This window comes from Xenorhabdus indica (assembly GCF_014467235.1).
Taxonomy (GTDB): Bacteria; Pseudomonadota; Gammaproteobacteria; order Enterobacterales; family Enterobacteriaceae; genus Xenorhabdus; species Xenorhabdus indica.
The window spans coordinates 121,587-142,916 of record NZ_NKHP01000003.1 but is presented as its reverse complement, the minus strand read 5'-3'; the positions used below and the strand labels follow the sequence as shown (position 1 = coordinate 142,916).

20 protein-coding genes, 1 rRNA gene and 2 pseudogenes are annotated in these 21,330 nt (G+C 40.7%); 9 read left to right on the top strand and 14 right to left on the bottom strand.

Annotated elements, in window-relative coordinates; translation table 11 throughout:
• Positions 1–36: 36 nt before the first annotated feature.
• Positions 37–152, top strand: a 5S ribosomal RNA gene (rrf, locus tag Xind_RS03670).
• A gap of 108 nt (positions 153–260) precedes the next feature.
• On the opposite strand, the gene Xind_RS03665 is transcribed toward rrf, so the two are convergent.
• The 4 genes from Xind_RS03665 to Xind_RS03650 form a co-directional block, all read right to left on the bottom strand.
• On the bottom strand, positions 261–614 hold the full coding sequence (locus Xind_RS03665; protein WP_052189602.1) for a YfiM family lipoprotein: 354 nt from the start codon (positions 612–614) through the stop codon (positions 261–263).
• Between the two features lie 118 nt (positions 615–732).
• Complete coding sequence (gene pssA, locus Xind_RS03660) at positions 733–2,091, bottom strand: CDP-diacylglycerol--serine O-phosphatidyltransferase (RefSeq protein ID WP_187649503.1); 1,359 nt, start codon at positions 2,089–2,091, stop codon at positions 733–735.
• 213 nt (positions 2,092–2,304) lie between these two features.
• Positions 2,305–4,947, bottom strand: a complete 2,643-nt coding sequence (locus tag Xind_RS03655; protein WP_187649502.1) for a bifunctional acetate--CoA ligase family protein/GNAT family N-acetyltransferase — start codon at positions 4,945–4,947, stop codon at positions 2,305–2,307.
• Positions 4,948–5,062: 115 nt separating this feature from the next.
• Positions 5,063–5,740 carry a tRNA-uridine aminocarboxypropyltransferase gene (locus tag Xind_RS03650; RefSeq protein ID WP_047683143.1) on the bottom strand — a complete coding sequence of 226 codons (678 nt, stop codon included), beginning with the start codon at positions 5,738–5,740 and terminating at the stop codon, positions 5,063–5,065.
• Between the two features lie 134 nt (positions 5,741–5,874).
• Between Xind_RS03650 and Xind_RS03645 the strand changes: the two genes are divergently transcribed.
• The 6 genes and pseudogenes from Xind_RS03645 (at position 5,875) to fhuF (ending at position 9,626) form a co-directional block, all read left to right on the top strand.
• Positions 5,875–6,894, top strand: a complete 1,020-nt coding sequence (locus tag Xind_RS03645; protein ID WP_187649501.1) for a tRNA/rRNA methyltransferase — start codon at positions 5,875–5,877, stop codon at positions 6,892–6,894.
• Positions 6,895–7,212: 318 nt separating this feature from the next.
• On the top strand, positions 7,213–7,542 hold the full coding sequence (locus Xind_RS03640) for a hypothetical protein (RefSeq protein WP_047683147.1): 330 nt from the start codon (positions 7,213–7,215) through the stop codon (positions 7,540–7,542).
• Positions 7,533–7,760: pseudogene (locus Xind_RS23780) on the top strand (ferric iron reductase); the annotation flags it as partial. The gene Xind_RS03640 and the pseudogene Xind_RS23780, both read left to right, overlap by 10 nt.
• Positions 7,755–8,069 (top strand): annotated as a pseudogene (locus Xind_RS20840) (iron chelate uptake ABC transporter family permease subunit); the annotation flags it as partial. The pseudogenes Xind_RS23780 and Xind_RS20840, both read left to right, overlap by 6 nt.
• A complete protein-coding gene (locus Xind_RS03630) occupies positions 8,069–8,857 on the top strand; it encodes an ABC transporter ATP-binding protein (protein WP_187649547.1) in 789 nt (262 codons plus the stop codon). The pseudogene Xind_RS20840 and the gene Xind_RS03630, both read left to right, overlap by 1 nt.
• Before the next feature lies 1 nt (position 8,858).
• On the top strand, positions 8,859–9,626 hold the full coding sequence (fhuF, locus tag Xind_RS03625; protein WP_187649500.1) for a siderophore-iron reductase FhuF: 768 nt from the start codon (positions 8,859–8,861) through the stop codon (positions 9,624–9,626).
• Positions 9,627–9,713: 87 nt separating this feature from the next.
• Here fhuF and emrB read toward each other — a convergent pair whose 3' ends face one another.
• From emrB to proV, 7 genes are all read right to left on the bottom strand, one after another.
• A complete protein-coding gene (gene emrB, locus Xind_RS03620) occupies positions 9,714–11,255 on the bottom strand; it encodes a multidrug efflux MFS transporter permease subunit EmrB (RefSeq protein ID WP_047683155.1) in 1,542 nt (513 codons plus the stop codon).
• Between the two features lie 15 nt (positions 11,256–11,270).
• Positions 11,271–12,458, bottom strand: coding sequence for a multidrug efflux MFS transporter periplasmic adaptor subunit EmrA (gene emrA / locus Xind_RS03615; protein ID WP_047683157.1), 1,188 nt, complete (start codon positions 12,456–12,458; stop codon positions 11,271–11,273).
• A gap of 262 nt (positions 12,459–12,720) precedes the next feature.
• A complete protein-coding gene (gene mprA / locus Xind_RS03610) occupies positions 12,721–13,248 on the bottom strand; it encodes a transcriptional repressor MprA (protein WP_047683158.1) in 528 nt (175 codons plus the stop codon).
• A 129-nt stretch (positions 13,249–13,377) separates the two neighbouring features.
• Entirely contained in the window at positions 13,378–13,875 is a 498-nt protein-coding gene (locus Xind_RS03605; protein ID WP_187649499.1) for a hypothetical protein, read from the bottom strand.
• Between the two features lie 184 nt (positions 13,876–14,059).
• Entirely contained in the window at positions 14,060–15,100 is a 1,041-nt protein-coding gene (proX, locus tag Xind_RS03600) for a glycine betaine/L-proline ABC transporter substrate-binding protein ProX (protein WP_081989065.1), read from the bottom strand.
• 15 nt (positions 15,101–15,115) lie between these two features.
• Positions 15,116–16,219, bottom strand: a complete 1,104-nt coding sequence (gene proW, locus Xind_RS03595) for a glycine betaine/L-proline ABC transporter permease ProW (protein WP_187649498.1) — start codon at positions 16,217–16,219, stop codon at positions 15,116–15,118.
• Positions 16,209–17,411 carry a glycine betaine/L-proline ABC transporter ATP-binding protein ProV gene (gene proV, locus Xind_RS03590; RefSeq protein WP_187649497.1) on the bottom strand — a complete coding sequence of 401 codons (1,203 nt, stop codon included), beginning with the start codon at positions 17,409–17,411 and terminating at the stop codon, positions 16,209–16,211. The genes proW and proV overlap by 11 nt, the downstream gene beginning before the upstream one ends.
• Before the next feature lie 747 nt (positions 17,412–18,158).
• Here proV and Xind_RS03585 point away from each other — a divergent pair.
• Together Xind_RS03585 and cspE are read left to right on the top strand one after the other, a co-directional pair.
• Positions 18,159–18,644: a methylated-DNA--[protein]-cysteine S-methyltransferase gene (locus tag Xind_RS03585; RefSeq protein WP_047683160.1), complete on the top strand. Its 486-nt coding sequence runs from the start codon at positions 18,159–18,161 to the stop codon at positions 18,642–18,644.
• 187 nt (positions 18,645–18,831) lie between these two features.
• Positions 18,832–19,041 carry a transcription antiterminator/RNA stability regulator CspE gene (gene cspE, locus Xind_RS03580; RefSeq protein ID WP_045969514.1) on the top strand — a complete coding sequence of 70 codons (210 nt, stop codon included), beginning with the start codon at positions 18,832–18,834 and terminating at the stop codon, positions 19,039–19,041.
• A gap of 70 nt (positions 19,042–19,111) precedes the next feature.
• Here cspE and crcB read toward each other — a convergent pair whose 3' ends face one another.
• The 3 genes from crcB to lipB form a co-directional block, all read right to left on the bottom strand.
• Positions 19,112–19,486 carry a fluoride efflux transporter CrcB gene (gene crcB / locus Xind_RS03575; RefSeq protein WP_047683161.1) on the bottom strand — a complete coding sequence of 125 codons (375 nt, stop codon included), beginning with the start codon at positions 19,484–19,486 and terminating at the stop codon, positions 19,112–19,114.
• A gap of 12 nt (positions 19,487–19,498) precedes the next feature.
• Positions 19,499–20,464 (bottom strand): lipoyl synthase, encoded by a 966-nt coding sequence (gene lipA / locus Xind_RS03570; protein ID WP_038260083.1) that lies wholly within the window; start codon positions 20,462–20,464, stop codon positions 19,499–19,501.
• 117 nt (positions 20,465–20,581) lie between these two features.
• Positions 20,582–21,229: a lipoyl(octanoyl) transferase LipB gene (lipB, locus tag Xind_RS03565; RefSeq protein WP_187649546.1), complete on the bottom strand. Its 648-nt coding sequence runs from the start codon at positions 21,227–21,229 to the stop codon at positions 20,582–20,584.
• Positions 21,230–21,330: the final 101 nt, after the last annotated feature.

The window sequence follows — 21,330 nt, the reverse complement described above, 5'->3', positions numbered from 1 at the left end:
GTCCGGCAGCTTGTTCGGGATTGAAAACAGGATTTGTCTGGCGGCAATAGCGCGGTGGTCCCACCTGACCCCATGCCGAACTCAGCAGTGAAACGCCGTTGCGCCGATGGTAGTGTGGGGTCTCCCCATGCGAGAGTAGGGCACTGCCAGACAGCCATTTGACAGAGAAGCCATCCTGAACCGGATGGCTTTTTTGCGTTATGAGAATAGAAAAATATTCTTTTAATTTAGGAGAATATTTCATAAATATAATTAGTAAACTATTTTAAGGATTGATACAAGCTATAGCCAGTTATGGCTCCCGCTATATCGTAAACAAAGTCTTGCCAACTCCATCCTGTACCAGAAGGACGGCTATCATAAAATTCTTTTGCTGCACCAAGACTAATTGATAGTAACATGCCGAATTGTGCACTTTCCCGATGTTTCCAGTTTTGGTGATCGCCATAAGCGTTTCCTGCGGCGGCTATTACGGCAGAAAATAGAAAGTGCTGCGCTTTGTCTCTACCTGTCCAGGTATCATTGGCCTGATACATATTCGAGCAAGCAGTCGTGGATAAGAGAGAAAATGCTATTAATACATTTTTTGTTTTGTTGGTGGTGGATTTTTTCATTGTAATTTACACTATTGTTTATAATTTAATAAATAATAGCGATTTGATAAATAAGATACAAAAATCCCTTCTTATAGTAAGTAAGAAGGGATTAATATTTTGATAATTATTTATCTATTTACAATATTCTGCTGATTAATCTATCAACACGGATACGGCGTAAGCGACGTATTAATTTACGAACTTTGACAGGATAAAGTTGTATACTATCTAATTCCTGATAATTATTGATGATTTTTGTATGAGAACGAATGCAATTTAGTTCCAAAGAGCGTTGTGCGTGCATTTTCTGATGAGGATCATGAATGAGAATGGCATTTTCCAAATCAAGCCCCCATGCACGTGGATTGAGGTTATTACCTGTAATCAATTGCCACTTGCTATCAACCCAGATACCTTTTAAATGATAGGTATTATCTTCATCCTTCCATAACCGGATAGTTAATTGCTGGCTATCGATAAAACGTTGTAGCCGATTGGTGAAACGGCGTAAGTTAATCTCATACAGATAGGGTAAAGCACCAATAATCTTAAAAGGCTCTTCCGGTGATATATAAAAATCATTGGCTGTTTTATCCCCAATGATAATCTCAACCTGTTTCCCCTGCCGCAACAATCTTGTAATAGAACGAACTAATACTGCTGGTAAGTTGAAGTAAGGGGTGCAAATTACTACTTTCTTTTCTGTACTGGCGATTAGATGGCAGATTGTCTTATTCAGAGGATTCTTTTTGCCCAATCCAACGAGTGGTATTACTGCAAGTTCGTCATTTGAAGCCTGATTTTTGATATGATATGTAGCACTACGTAAGGAAGTGCGAAATTGCTTGATAAAGTTTTTAATTTCAAGGCTGCGAGGTCGAGATCGGGAGGCCAAATTATTGACTGCATCAGCAGAAACAATGTTGTCGTCAATAAACTGCTTCATGATAGCTGCGAGTTTAGCATTGCGCAGGAGATGATAGCGATCGTAGCGATATTTTTCGTGGCGGTGTAAATAGACGTTGTTAATACTGGCACCACTATAAATCACAGTATCGTCAAAGATAAAGCCTTTTAGGTGCAAGACGCCTAACGCTTCACGGGTATTTACAGGAACACCCAAGGTGGGAATATGAATACTAGGATATTTTTCAGCCATAGAACAGTACCAATCTGCGTTTGTTACAGTGGCTTCTGCACCAATACGACCACGCTGGGCACGATGCCAGTCAACCAGAATTTTGATATCCAGTTCAGGCCGCTTTTGCTTGGCTTCATACAGTGCTGTTAAAATATCTCGTCCGGCGTCGTCATGTTCTAAATATAATGCGGCGATATAAATATGCTTTTTAGCGCCTGAAATGCGTTCCAGTAAGGTGCTGCGAAACTCTTTAGACTGATAAAGGGTTTCAATGTCAGCAACTGACTGCGGTAATTTAGGCAGTTGTGCAAGGTGTTGTTGGTGTTTTGCTTGTTTAAATTTGGACAACATCACAGTGCGATTTTTCTCTTAGTTTAGATGGTTGGCTTTCCATCGTAATGTTTATGAATCAAAATGATCCGGCCATGATACCATTAGTTTGGTCAATTGTGAGTATGAATTAACTTTCTATTGCTGATTGCTTTAAGTCTGTGCGATCCATCACGAAGTGAAGATTCGGTTTGGGCCTGTTTTCCACTATCTTTATTTACCTTAAAGTTCTGGCGACTAAAGTTTTAAGACAAGATTGACAATTCCCTCTTCTAATTGAATATCGATGGTAAAGCCCAGTTTTTTGGCAAGTCGGATCATATTACGATTTTCTGGCATAGTGATAGCGGTTAGTACCTGAATGCCATGCTCTTTTGTGTAGTGGATTAATTTGGTCATGAGTTGATATCCTAACGTAATCCCTTTCAAATCTGATCGCACTAACACCGCAAATTCTGCTTCGATATTATCCGGATCAGCCATAGCACGGGCGACACCAATAATTTCCGGTTTGGTTGTTGGATAGCGTATCGCAACAAATGCCATTTCACGGTCATAATCAATTTGGGTCATATTGGCGAGGTCATCGTGAGTGAATTCACTGATCTCACTAAAATAACGATAATATAGATCTTCCTTCGTTACCTGTTCGATAAATTCTTTTAGTAATGGTTCATCTTCCGGCAGAATTGGACGTAGTAAACATTCAAAATCATCTCTGATATAAATGGTTTCTTCCAGTTCATTAGGATAAGGACGAATTGCCAGTCGATTTCGGTGATCACCAGTGATGGGTGTTAATTCCATTGTTACATCCAATAGTGTGAATTCACTGCCTGATGCCAATAACGGATGGATATGCATACGAGTGATTTGAGGGCAATCAATCAGTAAATTGGATACCCTAACCAATAATTGACTTAGAGCAGGGATATCCAACGGTTGCAGTGAACCCCCAGATTTTATTTTACCGCCTTTAATAGCCTGAATGACCAAATAACGAGCCAATGCCATATTGAGAGGCGGTAGAGCGACGGCTGCCTGAGTTTCATTAACCCAATCTATGCCACCTTCTCCAAGCATAATTAAAGGGCCGAATATCTCATCTTGTTCAATGGCAACTCTCAATTCTTGCGCACCAGCTCGGTTTGCCATGTTTTGAACTAATAAACCATGAATTCTGGCTTGTGGAAAGTTCTGTTTCACACGTTCAATAATGGCCTGAGTTGCTGTCTTAACTTCTCTGGCATTACGCAGATAGAGCATAACCCCTTGAACTTCTGATTTGTGAGGAATATCGGGAGAACGCAATTTCAATGCTACAGGATAGCCAATTTTTTCCGCAATATTGACTGCATCATCACTGGAATGAGCAATCCATGTAGGTAAGGTATTTAGGCCGTAGGCTTCAAGAATAGGTTGTACTTCATGGGTATCTAGCTGAGTATTGCCACTATTGAGAGCTTGCTGTATACAATCGTGAGCGTGGGCAGTATTTGATGTGATGCCTATTGGCAGGGCAGGGGTTTCTTTGAGTTGTTTTTGGTTACGTTGATATTCCACCATATGCATAAAAGCTGTCACCGCGCCTTCTGGTGTACGGTAGGTGGGAATACCCGCTTCACTGAATAACCGCCTCGCTTCTAATGAAGAATATTCACCACACCAATTAGTAAAGATTGTGAGCCATTTTCCACGAGGATGTTCTTTAACAGCCTTAATGACGTTAACTGCTGTTTTCATGCTATGGGAAATGGCACAGGGAGAATGAATCAACAGTAGGGCGTCATAGCTACGACTATCTAACAGTAGTTTCAGAGCAGCGATATATTGTTCAGTTGATGAACTATCTCCAAGATCCAGCGGGTTACGTAAGATTTGTGCTTCAGGCAGTACACCAGATAATTTAACAATCGTTTCGTCCTCCAGAACCGCTAGTTTACCGGTTCTCCTGAGGAGTTCATCTAGCGCCATAGCAGCAGGTGCGGCTCCATTACTGACAATGAGCAGGCGTTCTCCACGTAACGGACGCATAAAGCTTAACGTCTCCACGGCAGAAAACATTTCATGTGTATCCTGTACACGCAGTAAGCCCGCCCGTTGAATTGCGGCGTCATAGGCTACATCGAAATTCTGTTGTTCACCCAGTAATTGTTGAGCCTTGCGGGTACGACTACTTTTTACAACCAGAATGGGTTTATTGCGTGATGCACTTCGTGAAGCAGAAAGAAACCGACGAGCATCGTTAATGTGCTCAAGATGCAATAGAATCGCGCTGGTCTTACTATTCCGGGCTAAAAAGTCGAGCAGATCATCAATATCAATATCAACGCTATCACCCAATGCAATGAAATATGAAAAACCAATATTGCGATGGTTAGCCCAGTCCAGAATCGTATTGGATATTGCCGCTGATTGTGAAATAAATGCTAGCCTTCCCTTGAGAATAGGAATAGGGGAGAAGCTGGCGTTCAATCCGATCCACGGAGCCAAAATGCCGAGGCTATTAGGGCCGAGGATCCGGATGTGATATTTTTGGCTATATTGTTTCAGTTCAGCAAACTGTGACGCTGGTGATGAAAGAATGATAACGGTTTTACAGCCCAATCTGGTTAATTGCTCCAATAATGGCAAATTGCGGCTGTGGTGAGTACATATGACAGCCAGATCGGGAGTTAATGGTAATTTATCGATAGAAGGATAAGCCAGCACACCGAGAACAGCATTTTTATTAGGCGTGACAGGAAGAATCGGCCCCTTGAAGTTTCCAGTTAACAAATTCCGCATCAATGTTGAGCTGGCTTTTTCGGGTTTTTCAGACGCTCCAATAACAGCAATAGATTTGGGATGTAACAATGCTTCAAGTCCACGCTGGCTCATTTTTCATCTCCTCATTAATTGTCATTGAATAAGTAATTACTTCAATAAACAATCACTTTCAATTGAACCATTTCTATGAATAACTTTAGCCGTGATTGACAAGAATTACTGTGACTTACTCCGCCGGATGGTTCGATTTTCCTGCCAGATATTGTTCACGAAATTGATTGAAATGGGCGAGTAATTGTTGTGAAGCCTCAAGATCATTAGCCAGTTCCAGAGCGGCGGCGGCAACTTCCGCAGTGCAATGCTGTTCTTTTCTTGATGGCATCCGGAGCAAATAATCCATTTTAGCAATACTATTGATTGATAATAGAGGAATATCATCTAAATATGGGCTTTTGCGAAACATTTTTCTTGCTTCAGGCCAAGTTCCATCCAATATAATAAACAGAGGTGCTTTCTGATTATCCGGCAATTGTTGATACACAGTACGAGGTGGTGTGGCGTAACTTTCTGGAAAGATCAGATAAGGTTGTCGTGTTGGATCACGCAGTATTTCAAGCATGCGTTGATCAGGCTCGGTTCTTGACCAGAGAAAAGCATCAGTATCAGGTAGAACATCTGCAATTAGCTTACCTGTATTACTCGGCTTCATAGGTTCAGTATCAAACATGATGAGGCAAAAGCGGCTGGCCGCTTTTACTGGTGAGATTTTTTCACACAGGCATCTTTTTTGGGGCAATAAACAATAAGTGCAACGCTGAACTCGGCAGCCTCTCGCTTGAAAAGGACGGGTAGAGCGGGCCAGGCGATGTTGGCGAAGCTGATAAACGGCGTTGTTATTTCTCATTTAAGAACTCAAAAATGTTCATGAATAAAACCAGTAAAAAATTGGCGGATATTTTAATGGATTGTCGTTGCCAGAGGTAGCTTCGGGCGCGAACATCGGGTAATCTTCGCGCCATAGCGAAGTTGGAGAAATAAATGAACGATTCCTATAGTGGTAAAAGTGGCAAAGTCAAAGTGATGTATGTCCGTAGTGAGGACAAGAGTGACAGCCGTAATAATAACGAGCGTCGTAACAGCAATAATCGTCAGTCTGGCAAAGGACGTGAACAAGGAGGCAGACGACGTGACAATGAACGCCCTCAGCGTTCAAAAGAACATTCTCCCTGGAGAACGGTTTCCCGTCCGGTAGGGGAAGAATCAAAACCTGATCATGGCGGTATTAGTGGTAGAAGTCAGATTGACCCTGAACAACTTCGCCGTCAACGGTTGGAAGAAACCCGTATCTATGGTGAAAATGCTTGTCAGGCAATGTTCCAAAATCGTCCAGAAGCCATCGTCAGGGCATGGTTTGTCCAGTCAGTAACTCCCCGCTTCCGTGACGCTCTTAAATGGATGGCGGCAAATCGTAAGGCTTATCATGTAGTCGACGATGAAGAATTGAGCAAAGCATCAGGAACGGAGCATCATGGTGGTGTCTGTTTCCTGATCAAAAAGCGTAATGGTCTGGAGGCAGAAACTTATTTACAGCAAGCACCAGCGAAAGATTGTGTTCTGGCATTAGAAAGTGTGGGTAACCCGCATAATCTGGGGGCAATTATGCGTAGCTGTGCCCACTTTGGTGTACAGGGTATGATATTGCACGATACAGCGATGCTGGAATCTGGTGCGGCAGTCCGTACTGCTGAGGGGGGAGCTGAGCATATTAAAGGTATTGAAGTTAATGATCTTACAATCACGCTGAGTCAATTCCGCGATGCAGGCTACACCATCGTGACTACTTCAAGCCATAAAGGAAGTACAAAGCTGACAGCAGTCAAGCTTCCTGAAAAAATGGTCTTGGTATTAGGGCAGGAAAGTGATGGTTTGAGTGATAGTGTCTGGGAGGATGGTGATATCCGTCTTTCGATTGGTGGCACGGGTCGAGTAGAAAGCCTGAATGTTTCTGTTGCTACGGGTATTATGCTAGCGGAATGGTGGCGTCAGAATAAAGTCTGATAAATAATTTAATATAGTTTCTTTTGTAAATGAGGCTCTGGTTTTTCAATCAGAGCCTTATTTATAAGGGGAAGTATTATTCTATTTGCAAGCATGATAAGTATTTCACAAGTGCAGAATTAATATTTTATATATGTAATTATTTTGTTTGCGTATCATAATAATTTTTATTAAATGGCGGAAATCATTCCTGCAATTTATCCAATTGTCTTAATACCTTTATATTTTCATGGTTGTTAGTAATAATGATTTTAATTATCATTTAGTAAAGTGTGTTAGTGTGCTACGGTTAATACCTAAGAGCTGGATAGAAATATTTTGGATTATATAGATTATCACTCCGCTAAAATACTGCGTGAACTGTCTCATGAAAAACTGATCTATCCAGTACACCAACAAGGGCAATCTTTCTCCATTGAAATTGGTAATTTTGAATACCATTTTCAGGATCAGGATTGCCAACTAGAACATTTAGATATTGATGCCTCATCAATCGAAAAATTCAACCACGGTCAACTACAATCATTGGATGCAATTCAACTGATCATTGATTTGTATCCATTGCTAGGCATATCAGAAAAGATGCTGCCTATTTATCTCGGTGAGGGGAATGATCGTTATCTGGCTCAGCAATCTATCTTCCAGTGAAAATGTTGATGATAGATATTGGTGAAGAAATTGCCATTTTGAATGGAGACCTTCAATTACCTGAGGAGATTGATTTTCTACATGTCACTATTCAGGATGATATGAAGATTAACTATATCTATATATTCCTTGATGTTTTTGATTGTTTCTTCCGTTATTTTAGTCCGTTATTGCAAAAACACCTTGCATTGCCAGAAATACATTTTTGGGAACTAGTGGTCTTTTTTTCTTTCATTCCAGTGTTGGATCAACGGCCTCGCTTTTGGACTGCATTTATTGGCGCTGGTTTATCAACTCTATTGTTCTACCTGCTTAGCGGGGGTTCCCGCAATACCAATCCTGTACGATTGGTTTTGACAGGAGCCGCTATCAATGCCTGCCTGTTTGCTGTGGTACAGGGAATGGTACTTTTTATCACACCAGCATGGCAGACAAGAAAAGTGGTATTTTCGATGTTACTGTTGTTGGTAGTGCTTTTTTATCTGACTTTGTCACTAGGCAGAGAAGGGATGAGAATTCCCCTATGATGACTTCACGACTTAAAGCCCTGAATTTTTCACTGGCATACGGTAAAAGAACGATCATTGACGGCATTAATATCGCGATTCACGATAATGAGTTTAGCGTCATTATTGGCCCCAATGGATGTGGAAAGTCAACCTTGTTGCGGGCAATTAGCCGAAGTATGCCGCCGCAACAGGGTGAGGTTCAACTGGATGGCATAAATATCCATCGCTATAAACCAAAAGCTGTTGCACGTGAGTTGTCATTATTAACGCAAGGGACAGTGATAACTGAGGCATTGACAATTTATGACCTTGTTTCGCGTGAACGTTACGCTTATCAGATTTTCTTGCGGCAGTGGTCAGAAGAAGATGAACGTGCCGTCAATGAAGCATTACGGGCAGTAGACTTATGGGATATGTCGCAGAAATTGGTCAGTGAGTTGACAGGTGGCCAGCGTCAGCGCGCATGGTTTGCCATGACATTGGCACAGCAAACTCCCATTATTCTATTGGATGAACCGACGATTCATCTGGATATTTCTCATCAAATTGAGATGCTTGATTTGTGTCAGCGTTTACATCAACAAGGGAAAACTCTGGTACTTATTTTACACGATATCAATTTGGCTCTGCGTTATGCCACACAGTTGATCATGATGAAGTACGGGCAAGTTTATGCGGAAGGAAAGCCAGAAGAAATCATCACAGAACAAAGTATTGCAGATGTATTTGGTCTGACCTGTTGCATTATTCGAGATCCGGAATCTGACAAGCCGTTAATTATTCCGAGATATAACAGGAGAGTGTGAAATGACAAATAAAAATAATCATAGCTCCAATCAAATGATATCAAAAATAGATGTTAACGATATTGTTAATTTATTCGACAGTGCATTTAGTCACTTTAATTCATCAATGAAAGTGAATGCGGAAAATATTCCATCAGAGAGTATGGATTTTTATCAATGGTCGAATGAAAAAGAATTCTCAATATTAATGCAACGTTACCAGAACGAATACTATGGGAATAATGAACAAAAACCAAATAATAAAGGTCTTTATTCGTTATGGGCACAATGGTATTTTGGCTTGGTTGTTCCTCCTATTATGTTAATGTTGTTGGAATATCCACAAGCAGTAGATGCAGATTACCATCTTTTTCAGGTTGAATTTCATGAAAGTGGCAGGCCTAATATGGTTTATTACCAGTTAAACTGGATGAAAGAACCCATATCCCTGCTGGAACGTTATTATTCTTTGTTGGATCGTCATATTATTCCTGTTTGTGAGAAAATTGAATCTTATCGAGGAATTAATGGGCGCTTATTATGGAACAATATTGGTTATGTGATGTATTGGTATTTGAGTAATTTTAGGGAAAGAATGGATGCTGAACAATACGACATATTGGTAAATAACCTTTTCTTTGAACAAAAATTACCGGATGGCAGGGATAATCCATTGTATCGGACAGTTATTCTGAGAAATAATGTGATTCAGCGTCGTTGTTGCTGTCAAAGGAACAAACTACCGAGAGTAGGAAATTGTCATGATTGTCCTCTTGAATCAACGGCATAAATAATATAGGTTGAGTTATCTTCTTTCTTAAAAAGAAAGAACCTGATTGTCAGTCGGGTTCTTTTTAAACAAGAGGATAAAATAGGGTTAGTGTGCTCCTCCACTCCCTTGGTTTCCTGCACCAAAAGGTGGTTTTGCCATCCAGACCAGCAATGTCAACGTCAGGAATACGCCTGCGGAAAACCAAAAAATTTCATTAGCTGAAATAATCAGTCCCTGATGGGTGATCTCCTTTGCCAAATAAGCTGAAATCTGTTGGTCATTCATACCTAGTTGGGAGAGTTGCTGATAAGTTTGCTGATAATTAGGGTTATACGGATTGATATTCTCCGTAAAGTATGAATGGTGTACGGCCTCACGTTGGGTCCACATTGTGGTTGTGATGGAAGTTCCGATTGAGCCTGATAATATACGGGTAAAGTTTGACAGGCTGGAAGCTGATGCCATACGTTCTGGCCCTAAACCTGACAAAGTTATGGTTGTCAAAGGCATGAAGAAGCAAGCTATAGCGAGTCCCTGTACGAATTGAGGCCATGCCGCAGTAGCGAAATCCATCCCTGATTCAAATGTATATGCCCGCCAATAGAAACAGACAGTATAAATAACGAAACTGAATGTTACGATCAAACGCATATCGATCTTATGACCATATTTGCCAATGAGGGGTGAAAGTAGCAGAGGCAACAACCCTATCGGAGCGGCTGCAAAGCCAGCCCATGTTGCGGTATAACCGAACACTTCTTGTAGTAGCTGTGGCAACAGGACAATGCTGCCGAAGTACAGCATGAAGGAGAGACTGATACTGAGTGTACCGATAGTAAAGTTACGCTCTTTGAATAATGATAGATCGATAACAGGGTGTTCATTGGTTAATTCCCATACAATTAAAAATGATAATGAGATAACCACTATGATTGTCAGGACGATAATTTCAGTGGAATTGAACCAATCCAGCTCTTTACCCTGATCAAGCATGATTTGTAGACAACCGACGCCAACGATCAGCAGAATTAATCCTACCGTATCAATAGGATTAATTTCGATTTTAGTTTCCCGCCCTCGTAGGATCTGCATTGAGACAAAAATAATACCGATACCAAGAGGTATGTTAATAAAGAAAATCCAGCCCCAATGATAGTTGTCACTGATATAACCACCCAGTATCGGGCCACAAATAGGGGCAACCACGATCATAACAGACCAGAGTGCCAATGCCATATTTCGTTTAGCAGGGGGATAGTTATTCAACAAAAGGCTTTGACAAAGTGGAAGGATTGGCCCTGCGACCAGCCCCTGAATGATACGAAATACAATCAACATCTCAAGGCTGTTGGAGATGCCACACAGCCATGAGGAGAAGGTAAAGAGAGCGGTAGACCAAATAAACAGTTTGACTTCTCCAAACCGTTTTGCTAACCAACCGGTAATAGGAATGGAAATGGCGTTTGCAACACCAAAAGAGGTGATGACCCATGTTCCTTGGGAATTTGATGCACCTAAATTTCCTGCAATTGTCGGTATGGCAACGTTAGCAATAGTTGAATCCAAAACCAACATGAAAGTAGCCATTGCGAGGGAAATGGTCAGTAACGCCAGCTTCGCGCCTGTAAGTGGTTCTCGTGTCACCATGACTTCCCCTTATAACTAATTATTTGAGTTACTATTAATGATGTCAGTAACTATTTTATTTGCAGGAGACATGTCTATCATTAAGGCATTCGTGTGATAGGCGTGTTTGATACGTTCAGTGGTTGGCAAAGTCATTCCATTGGTATCTGTCGTATCGACAATCACTTTTGTTGACAGGCCAATACGCAGCGGATGTTGCTTCAGTTGTTCTGATTCAAGTTCAATGCGAACAGGCAAGCGTTGAACAACTTTGATCCAGTTTCCACTGGCATTTTGAGCTGGCAGAAGAGAAAAAGCACTACCGGTTCCCATATCAAGGCCAACAACTTTACCTTTATAGACGATGTCATCACCGTAAAAATCGCTGGTAATTTTTACCGGTTGTCCGATCTTCATATTAGAAAGTTGGGTTTCTTTAAAATTGGCGTCAATCCACATATTAGTGGCTGGCACGATAGCCATTAAAGGTGTTCCCATATTGATGCGAGAGCCTATTTGCACATTACGACGAGAAACATATCCATCTACAGGGCTGACAATTTTCGTTCTTTGTAAGTTTAACCAGGCATCACGAACCCCGGCAGCCGCTTTTTCTACAGCAGGTTGTTTTTCCAACGGTGTATTTAAAATGACAGCTTGATTACTATTGTACTGTTCGATGGCCACATCCAGATCAGCCTGGGCAAGTGCAACACTTTCATATGAATGTTGTAGTTCTTCCTGACCAATAGCATCTTGTCTGCCAAGTATTTTCCTTCGGTTGAAATCATTCTGTACTTTTCTAAGAATAATCTTTTTCTGTTCAATGATCGCTTGGTACTTTTTGCTATCAACCATCTGTTGGTGAGTTTTCCGCACGGCGGTAGCCAGTTCATTTTCCGCTTTTGTCAGAGAGAGTTCAGCATCTCTGGGATCAAGCTGTATCAGGACACTACCACTTTTTACAAAGTCGGTATTATCAAAATAGATAGTGGTGACACTACCCGCGACTTGAGACATGATTTGTATTTGATTACCTGCTACATAAGCGTTATCCGTTTCTTGTTGATGGCGCGAAAAGGTGAACCAGTAAACAGCATAGATCGTGCCGAAGATTAAAAATAATAATGTAAGAAAAATCATGATATTGCGACGTTGATGTTTTTTATTCTTTTGCTGACGATCTAAAGTCGGTGACAAAGAACTTTCCTCACTAAGGCGCATAGTGAATCTCCGTATATTTCTTGTTCGTATTGCTGCATGGTGTCCACATCATAAAGACCACTCATTTCCAGTAGCGTGGGTTACACTACTGGAAAAGATGAGCTATATGGGATTGATTATTATCTGAGGATAATAGTTAGCCATATGACGTATCATTGGTCATATGACATACCAAATGATACTGGCTAGCAGAAAAGTTTTTTTAGGTCATGTTGCCATATTGTGATTTTTCGGGATCCGGTATTGTTCATGGAGAATACAATCACTTTTTCAAACAATCCCCGATGTTATCCAATTGTGTCAACAGTTTTCTCATCAATTTTTCTAACTGTTTTTGTTCCTCCAGATCAAGGGCAGACCAAAGTTTAACCAAACACTCATGCTGAGGTGGGAGTAAACTATTCAAGAAATTTGTACCTTTTTCTGTCAGATGAAGATGGAGACAACGGCGATCGTTGTGGCTCTCTTTTCTTTCTATCCAGCCTTGCTTCTCTAATTCATCAGCAATTCGAGTTGCGTTTGTGCGAGAGGAACCTAACGCCGAGCTAAGTTCTGATGGCTGAATGCTACGACTTTCTTTGGTATCCAGGATCATCAGTGCCATAAACAAGGTTTCATTGATTCCTTGCGCTCTCAGCATGTTATTACGATTTTCTAGCATCTTACTCTGGACATGCATCGATAAGCGGGTGAGTAATATCTCTTGATAGGGCAAACTTTTGTTCAACTCTTTTTGCTGTGCAACACGGCAATTAAGCAACTCTTCTGTGGGAGTGAATGAACTTTCCATTGTTTAGATACCTTATTAGTTTCAACCGGTAAAGTAACTTCTGCGAAAAACCATACAAATACTATATTAAAAGTTAAATTTAGCAATTATAGTTATTTATTATCATCATATTTCTTTTAATATTGATACCTAATTCATAAATACCTTGAATGTTAATCCAAAAATGTCTGATCTGGATAGTGTAGAAATGCTGATGCTGCGTGTTTTATAGAAGCATACACAGATGATCAAACAGCCAATTAGAGTAAGAAAAAGCTTATTGTGCTCCCGCATCATATCAGCGTTCCCGGCAACGATAAGAAGTGAACAAATTGATGCGACTCCAATACTGTCCAAAACAATACCTATCTTGCCTATTTTTTTACCTGGAGTTTGATTAGCTCTGGTAAAAATTTTATCGGTTAACCCGAAAGCCCAAGTTGCAGTCTTTTTGCCTGATATTGCTTCAAGAGAAGATTTGATGGCACTAAGGCCAAATGTGAAGGAGATAGAAATATAGCTAATGACAATAGGAAGACTATCAAATATCCCCTTGATGAATGAAGAGCACTTGTTTGGTATTGCGGGGTCATTTATCGCTGTGCCAGATGTTAAGCCATCGGGCACAGGGGTATCAGGTATCGACATAGGGTAATTTATTTTTTTGTTAATAGTAAAACAACATTAACAAAATATAATAAAATTGAAAATATGAAATGTCTAAATTATTTAACAAATATTATTTAGAACAATGATTTTGATCCAAAAATCGAGTTAATAGGTGATTGAGGTGTTGATTTATTAATAAATTTATGTGTGATTGTGAAAGAGGCTAAGACGAAGCTGCTTTTTGCTTCGCCGCTTTTCTGGCTTCATCGAGCCAGCCATCAAAGGTTTTCTGATGTGCGTTAATCCAGCCGTTGACATGATGTTCAATATCCTCTTCGGAATCTTTCCCAGTATGCATACGCATATTTTGTGCGTTGATATCTGCAACAGATAGTTGCATGACAGCAAAAAGTGCCGCCGCTGCGGGGTTTTTTTCAGCCCAAATCCGGTTCGCCACGATATGCATAGAGCTGGGAGGAAAACCATAATTGTGGCCATTTGGCAATTGAGTATCAATTTCACCGCCTTCATTGAGGGCAGAGAAAGGAACTTGTAGCCATACCACATCTTTTCCAGGTCTTAGAATATCGCTGACCCAATAAGGCGTCCATGTGTAGTAAAAGATTGACTTACCTTCACGGTAACGGGTGATAGCATCTGCCATCATGGCGGTATAGTTTCCCTGATTTTGCTCCACGGTATTTTCTAAACCATAAGCTTTTAATTGATGGTTTATCACTTTTTCGCATCCCCATCCGGGGTTACAGCCAGTCAGGTCTGCTTTACCGTTTCCATTACTGTCAAACAACTCCGCCAGTTTTGGATCTCGTAATTGGGCAATATTATTGATGTGATATTTTTCGGCTGTTTTCTTATCGATCAGATATCCTTGGACAGAATTTTTAACGAAGGTTCCTTTACGGTAGAACGTGTTATCACCGCCGGCAGCTTTGTACTGTACATTATGAAGGGGGACCCAATTGACCGCCATAAATGTGGCATCACCTGAGGCAATAGTGGCGTAGGCGACGTTGTAATCGACTTCTTCGATTGGTTTGACATTATAACCGAGCTTTTCCAAAGCTTTGCAGACAATTAACGTCTGGAATGTTTCTTCACCAATGGTACTTTGTAACGGTTGTACACTAATTCCTTTTCCGGGAAGTTCCGTGGTAGCTAACGATGTGCTTGTTAATAATATCAGATTGAATCCTAAGACAATTTTCTTGTTTATGAGCTTTTTAAATCGGCTTATGATTAGCATGATTTTCCCCTGTTATTAATCTGTTTGGCTATCCTGATGTTGAGTATTTTTGTGGTGGGTTAGTTTTTGCAGGGATAAGAATTTAATTAACAATCCTATTGGCCCTGTGTGATACCAGCATCTGTTATTTCTGGTACGGATATTTCTTCCCAAAGATTGAGTTAAGCGATCAAGGATAATGGCAAGGATGACAATACCCATCCCACCAACTGCGGCCAGTCCGATATCAAGACGACCGATCCCACGCAGAACCATTTGTCCCAAACCACCAACAGCGATCATTGAAGCAATAACAACCATGGATAGCGCTAACATTAATGTCTGGTTTACACCAGCCATAATTGTTGGCAGAGCAAGAGGAAGTTGGACTTTGAACAACATTTGACGTGGACTGGCACCAAAAGATTTTGCGGCTTCAATCAGATCTACCGGAACCTGCTTGATCCCTAAAATGGTCAGGCGAATAATTGGGGGTAAGGCAAAAATGATTGTTACCATAACACCCGGAACATTCCCAATACCGAATAGCATCACAATAGGCACGAGATAAACAAAGGCAGGTGTTGTCTGCATTGCATCCAGTAGTGGGCGGATGATCCCGGCTGTTCGGTTACTGCGTGCCAGCCAAATTCCGAGCGGCAGCCCAATAAGGACACAAAACAGCAAAGCTGTGAGTACTAATGCCAGTGTGATCATCGCTTGAGACCATGCCCCGATGGCACCAATAAAGCATAATGAAATTAAGGTGAGCCAGCCTATACCGGCACCCGCTAGCTGCCATGCCAGAAATGTCAGGAAAAGTATCGTGATGGGAGCCGGCATTGACATCAAGAATTGCTCAAATCTGTTTAAGATAAAATCTACCGGAATACGTATTCCTTGAAAAAAAGGCCGGAAGTGCAAAACGATCCAATCAATGGCATGGGTGACCCACGAATCAAATGGGATGAGTTTATGCTGAAAAGGTTCCATGATATTAAAATGCCCCTGTGAGATATTATTATCTGTAGGGGCGTCCAGCCAATTTGTATTTGATGACGAATTGCCTGTGGTGCTGTCGAGCCAGGGATCACTTAATGTTGTTTGATCGGGTGTTGATTGCGGCGTATTACTGCTCATTTGGAGTCTCCTTATCTAAGGCTTGCAACAGTATTCCTTTGGAAATAACACCCAAATAACGATAATCATCATCCACGACAGGAACGGCACAGGGAGATTGAGCTACGATGGATATCAGCTCATTCAATGGCATATCTGCTGGAACTGCGGCTGGCTCTGTCAGGATAGCGTGTTCGATAGGATATTTTTTTTCCAGTGTATCTTGCAGGGAATTGACTGAAACTACCCCAATAAATTTCTGACCCTTATCGATCAGATAGCCATAGTTTCGATCTCCATCTTCCAGTATTTTCAAAGCTGAACGAGGCCCAAAGCCTACTGCAATATGGAGTAGTGCTTCTGGCCGACGACGAGCGACATCTTTTGCTGAAAATACATGACTGATATCCACTCCCCGAAAGAATGCCTTGACATAATCATTGGCAGGATTATTTAAGATCTCATCAGGTGTTCCCACCTGAACAATAACCCCTTCCTGCATGATGGCGATGCGATCACCAATACGGATTGCTTCATCTAGATCATGGGAAATGAATATAATTGTGCGTTGGTGTTGACCTTGCAGGCGTAATAACTCATCCTGCATTTCTGCACGAATAAGAGGATCAAGGGCAGAAAAAGCCTCATCCATCAATAAAATATCAGGATTATTGGCGAGCGCTCTGGCTAATCCAATACGCTGCTGCATACCACCCGATAACTCATCCGGGTAAGACATAGTGTAGTTTTCCAGATTGACTTGTTTCAGGGCCTCAAGAGCGTTGTGCTGGCGTACTTCTTTAGGAATACCAGCAAATTCCATACCGAAAGCCACATTCTCCAGCACATTTAAATGTGGCATGAGCGCAAATGATTGGAAAACCATACTGATTTTATTGCGGCGGATTTCGCGCAATTGAATGTCTGAAATTACAGAAATATCCTGCCCATCGATAATTACCTGACCTTTGGTCGGTTCTATCAGGCGGTTGAGAAGGCGTATCAGTGTGGATTTTCCTGAGCCGGACAGGCCCATAATCACAAATATTTCGCCTTCTTCGATGACCAAATTAGCATTTTGTACGCCAACTGCCATACCAGTTTTTTCAAATATTTCTGCTTTATTGTAGTTGGATTCTAATAACTTAATTGCTTGCTTTGGATGGTCACCGAATATTTTATACAGATCTTTAACTTCAAGTTTAATTGTCATGTAATAAATATTTAGCTTTGTGAAAAGATATATTCTCTTTAATTGCTTACTTCAGATAAACTGCAGATAATTAACCCAAGCTATACTTTAGCACGTTGAGATATATTGACAACTACCAGAATATAATTATTAACCAAAAGGTAAAGTTTTTTACGGATAAATGTCTACATTTTTTACTTAATTTTAACTTTCATTGTAGGAACGTTGACTTAATAAAAAAAAAATTATTATCGTCATAAAGATAGAGCAAAGTAAATTTTTGTGGGATTTATCTCTTTTTGCCTTTTTTGTCGAGTGGCTACTTTGAAAAAATTTATTGTCTATAATTGTAGGGTAAGAACATTTTGGTAGATTTCATGATGGTTAAGATTACCCACAATCCAACTGTGTTTGCCATAAATTATCACTCTTCTGGTAAAATTCTTTATTGATCTACGCACTTATCGAAGAATAAAGATGAGTATTTATGGATTACAATGCAGAAATCTCTTTATGAGAGGAGTACTATATATGGTGAATTTTTAGATATTTTTATCCATATATGGTATTTTTATCTTTTTTGAATGAATGCTGCCAAAAGTAAGATGTTATATCTTATTGGTAATCCTATGATTTTTATTATCAGAAGGCGGTATGGTTTCTTTATCAAATTGTCAGATGTGTAACTGAATTCATCATTGCAAAGTGATGAAAGAGAGACTTAGGCTAGTATAGAAATATTAACAATAAATTAAATGGAGGTAGTTTATGTATCACCATTACCTGAATACTCCAGAAGGTTTTCCTAAACCTTATGTACACATCACTGCGAACGATGAAGGAGTCACTAGTATTTATTTTGTTAATGAAAAGAAAGAACTGGAATCTAAAAATGCTATTACTAAGCAGTGTGTAAAAGAGCTACAGGAATATTTTAAAGGAAAACGGCAGATATTTACGGTTCCTTTGAGTATGCAAGGAACTGAATTTCAGCAACGTGTCTGGCAACAACTCTGTAATATCCCATTTGGTGAAATGTGGAGTTACAAACAATTAGCATTGACGTTGGGTTCGGTAAATTATTGTCGTGCAGTCGGTATGGCAAACTCACGTAATCCGATTTCACTGATTGTTCCCTGCCATCGGGTAATTGGGCATGATGGTAAGTTAGTCGGATATACAGGCGGGCTTAATATTAAGGAGTGGTTGCTGGAGCATGAGAAGAAAAAAAAGACGAAAATTAAACCAATCTAGAATGAAACTCCAATTAATTTGTGAAATGACGATTGGGGTATAGAATAAATTAATGAAATTAAACAAAACGTGCGTTTTGTACATTTTGTTATATGTTTCGTGATCTAGGTTGCAGACAGTGAACTATATTATTTGTTGTACTGTATGTAACACGGAGTTTGTGTATTTTTTATTAAAGGTAAGTTTGATGTCTAAAATTAAAGGTAACGTTAAGTGGTTTAACGAATCTAAAGGGTTCGGTTTCATCACTCCAGAAGATGGTAGTAAAGATGTTTTCGTACACTTTTCCGCCATTCAGTCTAACGGTTTCAAGACATTGGCTGAAGGCCAAAAAGTTGAATTTGAAATCACTGAGGGTGCGAAAGGTCCATCTGCTGCAAACGTTGTCGCGATCTAATTTCTAATCCCATATTCTTAAAACCCGTTTTTATAACGGGTTTTTTATGTTTTTTAAATTTCTGCTTAGTTCAGAGTTTATTTATTAAGGTAAACGCGAGGGCAGTCATTAATAATGAACTGATAACATTTGCCAGAATGGTGCTTAGTGCCCAACTTATTTTTCCTGCTTGTAATAAATAAACCACTTCAGCAGAAAATGTAGAGAAAGTTGTCAATCCACCGCAGAACCCTGTTGTTAACATGAGCTTCCAGGCAGGAGCAAGATGTGTTGTTTTGCTGAAATAGGCCAGCCCCAACCCGATAATGAATGCTCCAATACAGTTAGCCGTCAGAGTACCAATGGCAATAGGAGATGAGGCATTATTCAGGCGGAGGCCGATAAACCAACGTAAGACGCTGCCAAAACCACCACCGATAAATACAGCGAGAATAAGATTCATCAGTAGTGGTCCCAGTTATTTGACTTCCATACCCTTGGCTTGTAAGTCAGCGTGGTAAGAAGAACGAACAAATGGCCCACAAGCTGCATGAGTAAAGCCCATTTCTAATGCTGCTTCTTTCATTTCATCAAATTCAGCCGGGTTGACATAACGTTGGACTGGCAGGTGATGGCGACTTGGCTGCAAATATTGCCCCAATGTCAGCATAGTTACCCCGTGACTACGTAAGTCACGCATCACTTCTAAAATTTCTTCATTAGTTTCTCCCAAACCCACCATCAAACCTGATTTGGTCGGAATATCTGGGTGTGCCTCTTTGAATTTTTGCAGCAATTGTAATGACCAGTTGTAGTTCGCACCTGGACGGATCTGACGATACATCCGTGGCACGTTTTCCAGATTATGGTTAAAAACATCGGGAGGTGTTGCAGTCAGAATTTCCAGTGCACGATCCATACGGCCACGGAAATCCGGTACTAGTGTTTCAATTTTGATTGATGGATTTTTTTCACGGATCGCAGTGATACAGTCGGCAAAATGTTGAGCCCCACCATCACGCAAATCATCACGGTCAACAGATGTGATAACAACATAGCGCAGACCCATATCCTGAATAGTTTGCGCAAGTTTAACCGGCTCATTTACATCTGGTGCATTTGGTCGCCCGTGTGCCACATCACAGAACGGACAGCGGCGTGTACAAATGGCACCCAGGATCATAAAAGTGGCGGTTCCGTGGTTAAAGCATTCGGCAAGGTTAGGACAAGAGGCTTCTTCACAGACGGAATGCAATCCATTTTTGCGCATTGCCGCTTTGATTCCCTGAATGCGGCTGGAATCCGCAGGAAGTTTGATTTTCATCCACTCAGGTTTACGCAAGAGTGCTTCACGTTCTGTGACCACTGTTTTAACAGGGATCAAAGCCATCTTATCTGCGTCGCGGTATTTGATACCACGTTCCATCTGAATTGGTTTACTCATAATCGTGCTGGTTCCAGTTATATTTTTCAGATTGTTATTTATTGCTTGATTATTAAGCCAAATTCATCGGAGCAATAAGTGTATTCAAATTTTTTTGAAAAATGTTAAAAAATTATATCATCTTTCATCGGTGAGTTGAAATCCTAAGATCTGGCAGAATTTTTGTACCAGAATGGGTTGTACATCTTCAACAGTGATCCCATCTACGAGGTCACTGAGCTGAATCATTTGCATGCCTGCATAACCACATGGATTAATGCGCAAAAAGGGTTGTAAGTCCATTGCAATATTTAATGCCAAGCCATGGAAAGAACACCCTTTTCGGATACGTAATCCCAATGAACAAATTTTATTGTCTTTGACATAAACCCCCGGCGCATCTGGTCGGGCATGAGACTCAACGCCAAAATGAGCTAATGACTCGATAACGGTGTTTTCAATTGCGGTGACTAACTGACGAACCCCAATTTTGGCCCTTTTTAAGTCGATCAAAACGTACATGACTTGCTGACCAGGCCCATGATAAGTGACTTGGCCTCCCCTGTCGGATTGAATGACAGGAATGTCACCCGGTGCAAGCACATGTTCTGCTTTACCTGCCTGCCCCTGTGTGAACACTTTTTCATGCTGGACAAGCCAGATTTCATCGGGGGTTTCCGCTGTACGCTGCTCGGTGAATTGGTGCATGGATTCAGAAACCGGCTCGTAAGGCTGAATACCCAACTGGCGTAAAATAACGGTGTTATGTTGCAATGGAAGTTTCATCATCAGTTAACAAAAATTGCCCGCCAGTATAACGCTCTAAAGGGATTCTCTCCAGTTAGAGAATCCCTTAACGCAATAATAATGTTAATTAGACGAATATG